At 70.4% G+C, this 12,302-nt stretch carries 10 protein-coding genes; 2 read left to right on the forward strand and 8 right to left on the reverse strand.

Annotated features, from left to right (window positions below; translation table 11 throughout):
- Positions 1 to 4: 4 nt before the first annotated feature.
- Positions 5 to 583: a helix-turn-helix domain-containing protein gene (locus tag AC0Z9V_RS11965; protein WP_133083190.1), complete on the reverse strand. Its 579-nt coding sequence runs from the start codon at positions 581 to 583 to the stop codon at positions 5 to 7.
- Positions 584 to 751: 168 nt separating this feature from the next.
- On the opposite strand from AC0Z9V_RS11965, the gene AC0Z9V_RS11970 reads away from it, so the two are divergent.
- Positions 752 to 2,248, forward strand: coding sequence for a sodium:solute symporter family protein (locus AC0Z9V_RS11970; protein WP_485141644.1), 1,497 nt, complete (start codon positions 752 to 754; stop codon positions 2,246 to 2,248).
- A gap of 171 nt (positions 2,249 to 2,419) precedes the next feature.
- On the opposite strand, the gene AC0Z9V_RS11975 is transcribed toward AC0Z9V_RS11970, so the two are convergent.
- Positions 2,420 to 3,736, reverse strand: coding sequence for an AI-2E family transporter (locus AC0Z9V_RS11975; protein WP_133083188.1), 1,317 nt, complete (start codon positions 3,734 to 3,736; stop codon positions 2,420 to 2,422).
- Positions 3,733 to 5,463, reverse strand: coding sequence for a long-chain-fatty-acid--CoA ligase (locus tag AC0Z9V_RS11980; RefSeq protein ID WP_485141645.1), 1,731 nt, complete (start codon positions 5,461 to 5,463; stop codon positions 3,733 to 3,735). Before AC0Z9V_RS11980 ends, AC0Z9V_RS11975 begins: the two co-directional genes overlap by 4 nt.
- Positions 5,464 to 5,764: 301 nt before the next feature.
- Here AC0Z9V_RS11980 and AC0Z9V_RS11985 point away from each other — a divergent pair, with 301 nt between their 5' ends.
- Entirely contained in the window at positions 5,765 to 6,862 is a 1,098-nt protein-coding gene (locus AC0Z9V_RS11985; RefSeq protein WP_244186159.1) for a VIT1/CCC1 transporter family protein, read from the forward strand.
- On the opposite strand, the gene AC0Z9V_RS11990 is transcribed toward AC0Z9V_RS11985, so the two are convergent.
- The 5 genes from AC0Z9V_RS11990 to sucC all read right to left on the reverse strand — a co-directional run bounded on the left by AC0Z9V_RS11990 (position 6,859) and on the right by sucC (position 12,250).
- Positions 6,859 to 7,323 carry an SRPBCC family protein gene (locus AC0Z9V_RS11990; protein WP_133083185.1) on the reverse strand — a complete coding sequence of 155 codons (465 nt, stop codon included), beginning with the start codon at positions 7,321 to 7,323 and terminating at the stop codon, positions 6,859 to 6,861. The two genes, AC0Z9V_RS11985 and AC0Z9V_RS11990, sit on opposite strands and share 4 nt — an antisense overlap.
- Positions 7,324 to 7,413: 90 nt before the next feature.
- A complete protein-coding gene (locus AC0Z9V_RS11995; RefSeq protein ID WP_208740580.1) occupies positions 7,414 to 8,469 on the reverse strand; it encodes a zinc-dependent alcohol dehydrogenase family protein in 1,056 nt (351 codons plus the stop codon).
- Between the two features lie 74 nt (positions 8,470 to 8,543).
- On the reverse strand, positions 8,544 to 9,974 hold the full coding sequence (locus tag AC0Z9V_RS12000; RefSeq protein WP_485141646.1) for a sugar porter family MFS transporter: 1,431 nt from the start codon (positions 9,972 to 9,974) through the stop codon (positions 8,544 to 8,546).
- Between the two features lie 194 nt (positions 9,975 to 10,168).
- Positions 10,169 to 11,071, reverse strand: coding sequence for a succinate--CoA ligase subunit alpha (gene sucD / locus AC0Z9V_RS12005; protein WP_485141647.1), 903 nt, complete (start codon positions 11,069 to 11,071; stop codon positions 10,169 to 10,171).
- A 12-nt stretch (positions 11,072 to 11,083) separates the two neighbouring features.
- Positions 11,084 to 12,250, reverse strand: coding sequence for an ADP-forming succinate--CoA ligase subunit beta (gene sucC, locus AC0Z9V_RS12010; RefSeq protein ID WP_459267369.1), 1,167 nt, complete (start codon positions 12,248 to 12,250; stop codon positions 11,084 to 11,086).
- Positions 12,251 to 12,302 lie beyond the last annotated feature (52 nt).

The raw sequence follows: 12,302 nt of genomic DNA on the forward strand, positions 1-12,302 counted from the left end.
CCGGCTACTTCCCCGACGCCGCGGGCACGAGCGTCCACAGCACCACGGCCTCGCGGCCGTCGGGATTGAGCCAGGTGTGCGGCTCGCGGCCGGGGAAGGTGACGGTGTCCCCCGCCTCCAGGTCGTACCGGTCGTTCGGGAAGATCAGGACGAAGCGGCCCTCCACCACGTGCAGCGTCTCGACCTCGCAGTCCACGGAGTAGAGCTCGTCCTCGCCCCGGCCGTGCGGTTCGACGACGGCACGGATCATCTGCAGCCTCCGCTCGGAGCGGGCCGTCAGCAGGCGCTCGTTGATGCCCTGCCCGCCGAGGCTGATCCGCGGCGCTTCCTCCAGCCGCGTCAGGTGCGTCTCGGGGACCAGGAACAGGTCGCCGATCGAGATGGACAGCACCTGGCACAGGGTGACCAGCGATGCGACGGACGGCGACGTGAGGTCCCGCTCGACCCTGCTGAGGAATCCCTTGGTCAGGCCGGTGGACGCCGCCACCTGCTCGATCGTCATGCGCTGCGCCTGGCGGGCTGCACGGATGCGGGAGCCGATGGCGACCGGCGCATTGGTCGGCTCAACAGGCAGTGCCTTCATGCTCGTCCTCTCCTCCGACGATCAGGGAAACCCGTCCGATCCAGTACGGAAATCCGGACGTTCCACGAGCTTGCCATGATTGACCCGTGACACCCGTCACGAGTAGCTTACAGGTCAACAATAGTTGCCCAGAGGGCATCGCTCAGGACCTCAACCGAAGGACTTCCCATGCAGGCACTCAATATCGGCATCGTGGTGGCCTACCTCGTCGCGATGCTCGGCTTCGGCTGGTGGGGGAAGTCCCGCACCCGCGACGCGAGCGACTACCTCGTGGCCGGACGCCGCCTCGGACCGTTCCTCTACACCGGGACCATGGCCGCCGTGGTGCTCGGCGGGGCATCCACCGTCGGAGGCGTGGGCCTCGGCTACCAGTACGGCATCTCCGGGATGTGGCTCGTGGTGGCCATCGGCACCGGGGTCCTGCTGCTCAGCCTGCTGTTCGCCCCCACCATCCAGAAGCTGAAGATCTACACGGTCTCGCAGATGCTCACGCTGCGCTACGGGCACCGCGCCACGCGGGTCTCGGGCATCGTGATGCTCGCCTACACCCTCATGCTCTGTGCCACGTCGACCGGCGCCTACGCCACCATCTTCGTGGTGCTCTTCGGGTGGGACCGGGCGCTCTCCATCGCCGTCGGCGGCGTGATCGTACTGATCTACTCGACGATCGGCGGCATGTGGTCGATCACCCTGGCCGACATGGCGCAGTTCATCATCAAGACGATCGGCGTCTTCGCCCTGATGCTGCCGTTCTCGCTGGCCGCTGCCGGCGGGTTCTCCGGGATCGCCGAGCGCGCCGGGGACGAGTTCTTCAGCATCACCGGCATCGGCGCCCAGAGCATCATCACGTACTTCGTGGTCTACACCCTCGGACTGCTGATCGGCCAGGACATCTGGCAGCGCGTCTTCACGTCGCGGACGCCGGAGATCGCCCGCTGGGGCGGCTCCGCCGCAGGGATCTACTGCATCCTCTACGGCGTCGCAGGAGCCGTCATCGGCATGAGTGCCAGTGTCATCCTGCCGGCGATCGAGTCGCGTGACGACGTCTACGCGGACATCGCCCTGAACGTCCTGCCCGTCGGCATCGGCGGACTCGTCCTCGCCGCTGCCGTCGCCGCCATGATGTCGACGGCGTCCGGTGCGCTGATCGCGGCCGCCACCGTCGCCCGGACCGACGTCGTGCCGTTCGTCGCCGGGTGGTTCGGCAGGGACACCCAGGAGCGTGCGACGTCGGACCACGATGTCCGCTCGAGCCGCTGGTGGGTCCTCGGCCTCGGCATCGTCACGATCGCGCTGGCCGTGATCGTGCAGGACGTGGTGGCAGCGCTGACGATCGCGTACGACATCCTCGTCGGCGGACTCCTCGTCGCGATCCTGGGCGGCCTCGTCTGGCGCCGGGGCAACGGGATAGGGGCCGGCGCCTCCATGGCGGCGGGGACCCTCGTGACCCTCGGCGTCATGGCCTACCTCGAGATCACGGCCGAGAACCAGTACGACGGCATCTACGCCAACGAGCCGATCTACTTCGGCCTGGCCGCGTCGGCGCTGGTGTACGTCGTCGTCTCGTTCCTCACCCGCCCCACCGCACCCGAGGTGATGGAGGCCTGGGACCGCCGGGTCGCCGGACAGGTGCCCGACGACGCCCCCGTCGGCGTCGCCCACTGACCGGGCGACACACAGACGCGGTGACGCGGGCGACACCCCGCGACCGGAACGCAGGAGGGCTCCCGGCATCTGCCGGGAGCCCTCCTGCGTCGTGCGGCCGTCCTCCGTGGAGGCGCGGGTGCCGGGGACGACTGCGCCGCAGCCGTCCCCGGGGGATACGGGGACGGGCGGTCAGCGACCCGCCGTCGAGGACCCGCCCCGGCCCCCGTCGGAGCCACCGGCCGAACCGCCCGCGGACGGGTCGATCTTGCGCTCCTGCGTGCCCGGCCGGTCCTCGGCCTCCTCCGCGGCGACGCCCGCGGCAGCCACCTTGGCCCCCTGCTCCTCCTTGGGCGTGCTGCTCAGGCCGTGGCCCGTCTCGTCGAGGGCCGTCTGCTTCTCGGCCGCGTCGACCTCGGCCTCCGTGATCTCGTCGTCCTTCTCCTGGTTCCAGGCCTTGATCGCCGCCCACCCCACGGCGGCCACGGGAACGGACAGGATGGCGCCGATGATGCCGGCGAGGATGGTGCCGGCCGTCAGCGCGATCAGGATGACGAGGGCGTGGACCTGCAGGGTGCGGCCCATGACCACGGGCTGCAGGAAGTTCCCCTCGAGCTGGTTCACCACGATCACGACGATGATGACCATCAGTGCCACGAACGGGCCGTTGGCCACGAGGGCGATCAGGGCGGCGAGGACACCGGCGAGCGTCGCCCCGACCAACGGGATGAACGCGCCGATGAAGACGATCGCCGCCAGCGGCAGGGCGAGCGGGACGCCGAGGATGAACAGGGCGAGACCGATGAAGACCGAGTCGACCAGGGCCACGATCGCGGTCCCGCGGACGTAGCCACCCAGGACGGCCATGCTGCTGTAGCCGACGCGGCGGGCCTTCACGAGGCGCTTGCCCTTGAACGCGCGCAGCAGGAACGCCCAGATCTTCTCGCCGTCCTTGAGGAAGAAGAACAGGATGACCACCATGAGCAGCGCCCCGGCGGTGAAGTTGCCCGCCGCACTGAGGCCGGAGATGGCGCCCGCGCCCACGGTGCTGCTCGTCGCGAAGTCGACCGCCCAGTCCCGTGCCTGCTGAATCTGCCCGTCGTCGATCGGGATGGGACCGTTCTGCGCGAATTCGTAGAGCTTGTCGAATCCCTCGGTGGCACTGGAGGCGAGCTCGCCCGCCTGTCCCACCACGGCGAACACGATGCCCGTGATGAGTCCGCCGAAGACGAGCAGGAGCAGGAGGAAGGAGACCGTGGTGGCGACCGTCGGTCCCCAGCCCTTCCGCCGCAGCCAGTTCACGAAGGGACCGATCGCGGCTGCCAGGATGAGTGCCAGCAGCATCGGGATCACCACGAGGCGGACCTGGACCAGTGCGTAGACGGCCACCACGGCCAGCACCAGGAGCAGGAGCACCTGCGCCGCACGGATGCTGGCGTTCCCGAGGCTGTCACGCCAGGGGCCGTTCGGGGCGGGTGTTCCCGCCCGCGCTGATGGGGAGGATGTCATCGGCTGTCACCTTTTCCTTCGGCACGGAGGCCATCGTTGAGCAGTTGGGTGCGCACCTCGCGCCGGAGGACCTTGCCGATCAGGGATCGGGGCAGGTCCTCCGCCTGCACGATGATGCGGGGGACCTTGTAGGCGGCGAGCGCGCCGCGGCAGTGCGATCGGAGGGCCTCGACGTCGAGGCGTGCGCCGGGGGCCAGGACGACGACGGCCGCGACGTCCTCGCCGCCTCCCGCCCGGGGCAGCCCGACGACGGCCGCGTCGGCTACGCCCGGATGCGCACGGAGGGCGTCCTCCACCTCGGAGGGCGCCACGTTGAAGCCGCCGGTGATGATGAGTTCCTTGATCCGGTCGACGATCGTCAGGAAGCCGTCGTCGTCCATCCGCACGATGTCCCCGGTCCGGAACCATCCGCCGTCGAGCAGCACCGCCCCGGTCTCGTCGGGCCTGCGCCAGTAGCCCTGGAACACCTGCGGTCCACGGATGAGCAGCTCCCCGGCGTCACCCTGCGCGCGGTCCCGGCCGGGGGCCTCCGGATCCACGATCCGCACGTCGGTACCGGGGAACGGCACACCGACGGTCCCGGGACGCCGGGTGGGACCGATCGGGTTGCCCGCCGCCACCGGGGACGTCTCCGTCAGCCCGTAGCCCTCGATGAGGTAGCCGCCCGTCGCCGCTTCCCAGGTCTCCACCGTGGACTGCGGGAGATTCATGGCGCCGGAGATCGCGAACCGGATGCTGCGGAGGTCCGCCCCGCGCTCCGCCGCGCCGGCCGCCAGCCGCTCGTAGATGGGCGGCACGGCAGGCAGGAAGGTGGGCGGGCTCCTCCGCGCGGCGTCGAGCACCAGGCCGACGTCGAACCGGGGGAAGAGCACGAGCCTCGCGCCGATGCTCATGGCGAAGGTCAGGCACAGGGTCAGCCCGTAGGCATGGAACATGGGCAGGACGGCATAGACGGTCTCCCGTCCCGCCTGCAGGCCCGGCACCCAGGCCCGGCCCTGCGCGGCATTGGCCAGCAGGTTGCGGTGCGAGAGGATGGCGCCCTTGGGCACCCCGGTGGTCCCGCTGGTGTACTGGAGGACGGCCGTGTCCTCCGCGGCGGGGCGCGGATGCATCGCGGGCAGGGGACGGTGGCGGAGCAGGGCCTGCCACGGCACGAGCTTCCGCGGACCCGTGAGCTTCTCCGTCGTCGTGAGCGCCCCTTTCGCCTCCCGGGCACGTCGCACGGGGAGCTTCAGGGCCAGCCGCCGCGATGCCGGCATCGCGGCGACGAGGTCCACCGACACGATCGCGGCGACCGGGATGTCCGCGGGCAGCCGCTGGACGCGCGGCACCACGCGGTCCCACACGATGGCCACCGTCGCCCCGTGGTCCTCGAACTGGTGCCGCAGTTCGCGGTCGGTGTAGAGCGGGTTGTGTTCGACGACGATCGCGCCGAGACGCAGGACGGCGTAGAACGCGATGATGTGCTGGGGGCAGTTCGGCAGGACGAGCGCCACGCGGTCACCCGCGGCGACACCGAGCGAGCGCAGTCCTTCCGCCGCGCGCGCCACGGCATCACCCAGCCCGCCGTACGTCGTCGCGGCCCCGAAGAACTCCAGGGCCGGCGCCCTGCGGTAGGCGCGCACCGCGGTGTCGAGCAGGTCGGTGAGCGTGCCGTCGGGCACGTCGAAGGAGCGGGGCACGTCGGGCGCGTAGCTCGCGACCCACGGTCGGGCTGCCAGATCCATAAGCCTGCTTCCTGTTATCCGTTCGACTGTATCGCGGGCCGGAGGGTTCCGGCACCCGGCTCCGCTCCCGGCGCACCGCCCCGGGGTGCAGGTGCGGGTCCGGTAGCATGGTGGGTCGAAGGGGAGTAGCTCCGCGTCCGTGGACGTGCGGCCTGTCGACATACTGGCACCGATGGTGCCCGGCAATCCACCGGTCCGACCGGCGAGCGAGACCTTCGGCCGAATCGACGCATTCGCGACCCCCGGCCGGAGCCCCCGCTTCGGCTGGAGAGCGCGTGCACCTGACCAACCGGAGCATCCCGTGACATCCCCTGAACAGACCCCTTCCCGGAACGACATCAAGCGCTGGCGCCAGTATCTCGCCGACGAGCGCGGCGAGGCCGCGACCTACCGCGACCTGGCGCGCCGACGGACCGGCGAGGAGCGCGAGATCCTCCTCGGCCTCGCTGAGGCCGAGGGCCGCCATGAGGCGCACTGGCTCGCCCTGCTCGGCAACGACGTCGGACGGCCCCTCCGCCCGTCCGTGCGCAACAGGATCCTCGGGGTGCTCGCGCGCCGCTTCGGATCCGTCTTCGTCCTCGCGCTCGCGCAGCGTGCCGAAGGCCGCTCCCCCTACGCCTCGGATCCCTCCGCGACGAGCGCCATGGTGGCCGACGAGCAGATCCACGAGGAGGTGGTGCGCGGCCTGGCAACCCGCGGCCGCAACCGGTTGTCCGGGAACTTCCGGGCGGCGGTGTTCGGGGCGAACGACGGCCTGGTCAGCAACCTCGCACTGATCATGGGTATCGGTGCCACTGGCGTCTCCACGTCCTTCATCCTGTTCAGCGGACTGGCCGGGCTGCTGGCCGGCGCCCTGTCGATGGGCGCGGGCGAGTACGTCTCCGTGCGGTCGCAGCGGGAGCTGCTGTCCGCGACGCGCCCCACGCAGATCACCCTGACCGCGGCGAAGGAACTGGACATCGCCGCGAACGAGCTGGTGCTGGTCTACCGGGCGAGGGGCATGACGCCGGCGGCCGCGGAACACCGCGCGGGCGAGCGGCTGGGCCTGTACAGCTGCGACTGCGATCCGAGCTTCTCCCTCCAGCCCGACGAGGACGACGCCGTCGACGAGCACGAGACCGTCGGGACCGGGCTGGGCGCCGCCGCCTCGAGCTTCTGCTTCTTCGCCTCCGGCGCGATCATCCCGGTGCTCCCGTACCTGGTAGGCCTCGACGGCGTCACCGCCGTCGTCGTCGCCTGTGTCCTGGTGGGACTCGCCCTGCTGGCGACCGGCGCCGTCGTCGGCCTCCTGTCCGGCGCATCCCCCCTGCGGCTGGCGCTGCGGCAACTGGCGATCGGACTCGGCGCTGCGGCCGCGACCTACCTCCTGGGGCTGCTCTTCGGCACCTCGGTGGCCTAGGCTCCGCGGACCCGCAGCACGTAGTCCTCGAGCTTGGCCAGCGTCGCCTCGATGCTGGCCGGGTGGCGGCGGGTGAACCCGGCGAGCCGGAAGACGATCCGCCACGGCACGGCCCGGCCGTCCCACTGCTCGCGTACGAGCGTGGACTCCCCGCGGGGTTCGAGCGTGTAGCGCCAGACGTGGGCCGAGAAGTGGCGCCAGGCGATCCGGCGGCCCTCCTCGAACTCCACCACGCGGTTGAGGATCTTGTAGGGGGCCCCGATCCTCATCTCCATGCCGAACCGCGCTCCCGGTGACAGGCGCGCGGGACCGTGGGGCTGCTCGCCCCGCACGGTCCCGGACCCGTCGATCACGCTGTGGAGGGAGGGCCGTGCGAGGACCTCGAAGATGGTCTCGGCGGGAGCCGCGATGAGCCGCTCGCGGGTGATGAGGTAGGCGGAGTCCGTGCCGGGGGTCGTCATGCCCTCCATTCTGCCCGCCGGCGGCCGCATCGGTGGCACGACGACGCAGGGCCCCTCCGGTGTGAGGGGCCCTGCGTCGTGGTGGAGCGGTCAGGGCTTGAGCAGCACCTTGATGGCGCGGCGCTCGTCCATCGCCTTGTACGCCTCGGCGACGTCCTCCAGCGGCATCTCGACGTCGAACACCCGGCCCGGGTCGATCGTCCCGTCGAGGACGTCCTTCAGGAGTTCGGGGATGTAGGTGTGCGCGGGGGCCATGCCTCCGCCCACCGTGATGTTCTTCGCGAACAGGTAGCTGATCGGCAGCTCGGGTCCGCCCGCGGGGACCCCGACGAATCCGAGGTGTCCGCCCGGCCGGGTGCTGCGCAGCGCCTGGTCCATGGACTCCTTGGTGCCGACGCACTCGAGGACCGAGTCCGCGAGGACTCCCCCGAGCAGCTCCCGCACCTTCTCGACGCCCGCGTCGCCGCGCTCCGCGACGATGTCGGTCGCGCCGAATTCGCGTGCGAGCGCCTGGCGGTCCTCGTGGCGGGACATCGCGATGATGCGCTCCGCACCCAGGCGACGGGCGGCGAGGACACCGCAGAGGCCCACGGCGCCGTCGCCCACGACGACGACGGTGCTGCCCGGGCCGACGTTCGCGGACACGGCCGCGTGGTGGCCTGTCGACATGACGTCGGAGAGCGTCAGGAGGCTCGCCGTCAGGGCGGCATCGGGCTCCGACACGCCCTCGACCTTGCGGAGCGTCCCGTCGGCCTGGGGGACGCGCACGGCCTCGCCCTGCCCGCCCTGCACGAAGTCCCCGTGCTCGTCCGTGCTGCCCCAGCCCGCAAGATGCTCGCAGGCGACCGTGACACCGTCCCGGCACGGCGGGCAGGTCCCGCAGCTGTCCACGAAGGGGGCGATCACGAAATCGCCGACCGCGAGGTCCCGGACGTCGTCGCCGACGGACTCGACGACGCCCACGAACTCGTGGCCGATCGCCTTGGGCTCCTTGGTCGGGCGGACACCGCGGTACGGCCACAGGTCCGACCCGCAGACGCACGAGGCGGTGACCCGCACGACGGCGTCCGTGGGACGGACGATGCTCGGATAGTCCCGGTCCTCGACGCGGATATCGCCTGGTCCGTGGATGATGGTGGCGCGCATGGAATCTCCTAGAATCTCGCGGGACGCGATCGATGGTCCCCTTCGCCACCCTACAAGCGCAGGCGCCCGTCGCCCTACCGGACAGGACCGCCGGCGGCCGACTTGAACTCGTGCTCGAGTTCCTCGAGACTCCTCCCCCTCGTCTCCGGGACGTAGCGGCGCGCGAAGAGGATCGCTGCGACGCCGAGGACCACGAACACGAAGAACGTGGTGGAGATCGTGATCGCGGCCATCAGGATCGGGAAGCTGAGGCTCACGGCGAAGTTGACCATCCAGAGGACGAAGACGGCCGCCCCCATCCCGAGTCCGCGCAGGCGCATGGGGAAGATCTCGGAGAGCATCAGCCAGGTCACCGGCGAGATGGCACCCTGCTGGAAGGCCAGGAACGTGACGGTCAGGGCGAGGACGAGGAACCCGCGTGCGGTGCCCTCCGGCACGAGCAGCGAGACGAGCCCGATGGCGAGCAGGGCCGACGTCGTCCCGATCTGGCCCACCAGCAGCATGGGCCGGCGGCCCACCCTGCCCAGCAGCCAGATCCCCACGAACGTGGCCGCGACCGAGATGATGCCGTTCGCGATGTTCGCGGTCAGGGCTGCCTGCGTGCCGAACCCCGCGACGACGAGGATCTGCGTCCCGTAGTACATGATCGAGTTGACGCCGGTGATCTGCTGGATGACGGCCAGCCCGAGGCCCACGAAGAAGACCCTGCGGAGCCAGGGCGTCCGCAGGTCACGGAGGCCCGCGGTCTCGCGCCCGCGGTCCTCGATGGCCGTCGACCTGACCTCCTCGTACTCCTGGCGCGCGACCTCCTCCGGCCGCAGCCGCTGCAGGACGCGCAGCGCGACGCCGAAGGCGCCGTGAGCCGCGAGCCAGCGGGGGCTCTCCGGCACGAAGTGCATCCCGATCCACAGGCCGATGGCCGGGAGGGTCGCCAGGACGAGCATCCACCGCCAGATCCCGGAGCTGTCCCCGAACACGGTGCCCAGGAAGGCGCTGGTGCTGAAGGCGATCAGCTGCCCTGTCACGATCATCAGTTCATTGCGTGTCACCACCTGGCCGCGCCGGGCGGCCGGCGACAGCTCGGCGAGGAAGATCGGCACCATCACGGACGCGCCGCCCACGGCCAGTCCCAGGACGAGTCGCGAGACGACCATCACGGTCACATCGGGGGCCAGGGACGTCCCCAGGGTCCCGGCCAGGAAGACGACCGCGAGCACGAGGATCATCCTCTTCCGGCCGTGGGCGTCGGCGAGCCTGCCCCCGGTGAGGGCGCCGAAGGCCGCCCCGAAGACCAGTGAGCTCGCGACGAGTCCCTCGGTGACGGCGGTGAGACGCAGGTCCTCCACCATGAACGGCAGGGCGCCGTTGATGACGCCGGTGTCGAAGCCGAACAGCAGGCCGCCGAGGGTCGCCACCCACGTCGCCCGGCGCAGGTACCTGCGCTGCCGCCGGTCGCCGGCGTCGCCCCTCCGGCCGGTCGTGCTGTTCCCCGTTCCGCTGCTCATTCCCCGTCCGTTCCCGCTCGTCCGTTCCTTCCCGTCCGGGCCGTCCCTGCCACGCTACGGTCCCGGGCCCGCGTCCCGCGCGCGATCCCACCCCGACCCCGGTGGACACGGGCCGTCGGTGCACCGGGCCCACCGACGCGGACAGCCTCCCCCGCAGCGTGCGGAGGAGGCTGTCCGGTGGAGTGCGTCGCGGCCTAGAGGGTCGCGTAGACCTCGCGGAGGAGCTTGGCGGTCTCGGAGGGCGTCTTGCCGACCTTGACCCCGGCGGCCTCGAGGGCCTCCTTCTTGGCCTGCGCGGTTCCCGCCGAGCCGGAGACGATGGCGCCGGCATGGCCCATGGTCTTGCCCTCGGGCGCCGTGAAGCCTGCCACGTAGCCGACGACCGGCTTGGTGACGTTCGCCTTGATGAACTCCGCAGCGCGCTCTTCCGCGTCGCCGCCGATCTCGCCGATCATCACGATGGCCTTGGTCTCGGGGTCCGCCTCGAAGGCCGCGAGGGCGTCGATGTGCGTGGTGCCGATGACGGGGTCGCCGCCGATGCCGATGGCCGTGGAGAAGCCGAGGTCGCGCAGTTCGAACATCATCTGGTAGGTCAGCGTGCCGGACTTCGAGACGAGGCCCACGCCGCCCTTGCCGGTGATGTTCGCGGGGGTGATGCCCACGAGCGACTCGCCGGGCGTGATGATGCCGGGGCAGTTCGGGCCGATGATCCGGGTGACCTGCTTGCCGTCGGCGTCGACCTTCGACTGGGCGAGGGCCCAGAATCCGGCCGAGTCCTGGACGGGGACACCCTCGGTGATGACGACGACGAGGCCGATCCCGGCCTCGATCGCCTCCACGACGGCGTCCTTGGTGAAGGCCGGCGGGACGAAGACGATCGACACGTCGGCGCCGGTCTCCGTCATGGCTTCCTGGACGGTGCCGTACACGGGGAGCGTGACGTCGCCGTGAGTCACGGTGGTGCCGGCCTTGCGGGCGTTGACGCCGCCGACGACCTGGGTCCCGGCCTTCAGCATGAGGGCGGTGTGCTTGGTGCCCTCGCCGCCCGTGATGCCCTGGACGATGACCTTCGAGTCCTTGTTGAGGTAGATAGACATGTGGGGAACCCTTTACTTTCCGTAGGCCAGCGCGGCGGCCTTGTCGGCGCCTTCGTCCATGGTGTCGGCGATGGTCACCAGCGGGTGGTTGGCCTCGGCGAGGATACGGCGGCCCTCTTCGACGTTGTTGCCGTCCAGGCGCACCACGAGGGGCTTGTTGGCCTCGTCGCCGAGGATCTCGAGGGCGCTCACGATGCCGTTGGCCACGGCGTCGCACGCGGTGATGCCACCGAAGACGTTCACGAAGACACTCTTGACCTGGGCGTCGTTGAGGATGACGTCGAGGCCTGCGGCCATGACCTCGGCGGACGCTCCACCGCCGATGTCGAGGAAGTTGGCGGGCTTCACGTTGCCGTGCGCCTCGCCGGCGTAGGCGACGACGTCGAGGGTCGACATGACCAGTCCGGCGCCGTTGCCGATGATCCCGACCTCGCCGTCGAGCTTGACGTAGTTGAGGTCGTTCTCCTTGGCCTTGGCCTCGAGCGGATCGGCCGCGTCCTTGTCCTCGAGGGCGGCGTGGTCCGCGTGGCGAAACCCGGCGTTCTCGTCGATGGTGACCTTGCCGTCGAGGGCGACGATGTCACCGGCACCGGTCTTCACGAGGGGGTTGACCTCCACGAGCGTGGCGTCCTCCTTCACGAAGACGTCCCACAGCTTGAGGATGGTGGCGACGACACCCTGGCGCAGTTCGGGGGCGAACCCCGCGGCGTCGACGATCTCCTCGGCCTTGGCCTGGTCGATGCCGGTGCCGGCGTCCACCGAGATGCGTGCCAGCGCCTCGGGGCGTTCGACGGCGAGCTGCTCGATCTCCATGCCGCCCTCCACCGAGCACATGGCCAGGTAGTTGCGGTTGGACCGGTCGAGCAGGACGGAGAAGTAGTACTCCTCGGCGATGTCGGCGCCCTGCGCGATCATCACCGTGTGGACCGTGTGCCCCTTGATGTCCATCCCGAGGATGTCCGAAGCATAGGAGAAGGCCTCGTCGGGGGTCTTGGCGACCTTCACGCCGCCGGCCTTGCCACGACCGCCCACCTTGACCTGGGCCTTGACGACGACGACGCCGCCGATCTTCTCGGCTGCTGCCTTTGCTTCTTCTGGGGTGTGCGCCACGATGCCGGCGAGCACGGGAACTCCGTGTGCCTCAAAGAGATCGCGCGCCTGATATTCAAACAGGTCCACGGGCTAGAGTCCTTCTACGTCGAAGTAGGTTTACACAAGGGACTTTAGCCCC

The organism is Arthrobacter sp. UYP4 (assembly GCF_057291175.1).

Bases quoted from the DNA above. Each gene is read 5' to 3' on its own strand.
- AC0Z9V_RS11995 (WP_208740580.1), bottom strand. From the start codon at position 8,469: ATGCGCGCCACCATCATCCACGGACCAGGCGATATCCGCGTCGAGGAC.
- AC0Z9V_RS11970 (WP_485141644.1), top strand. From the start codon at position 752: ATGCAGGCACTCAATATCGGCATCGTGGTGGCCTACCTCGTCGCGATG.
- AC0Z9V_RS11990 (WP_133083185.1), bottom strand. From the start codon at position 7,323: ATGACGACCCCCGGCACGGACTCCGCCTACCTCATCACCCGCGAGCGG.
- sucD (WP_485141647.1), bottom strand. From the start codon at position 11,071: ATGTCTATCTACCTCAACAAGGACTCGAAGGTCATCGTCCAGGGCATC.
- AC0Z9V_RS11975 (WP_133083188.1), bottom strand. From the start codon at position 3,736: ATGACATCCTCCCCATCAGCGCGGGCGGGAACACCCGCCCCGAACGGC.
- AC0Z9V_RS11965 (WP_133083190.1), bottom strand. From the start codon at position 583: ATGAAGGCACTGCCTGTTGAGCCGACCAATGCGCCGGTCGCCATCGGC.
- AC0Z9V_RS11980 (WP_485141645.1), bottom strand. From the start codon at position 5,463: ATGGATCTGGCAGCCCGACCGTGGGTCGCGAGCTACGCGCCCGACGTG.
- AC0Z9V_RS12000 (WP_485141646.1), bottom strand. From the start codon at position 9,974: ATGAGCAGCGGAACGGGGAACAGCACGACCGGCCGGAGGGGCGACGCC.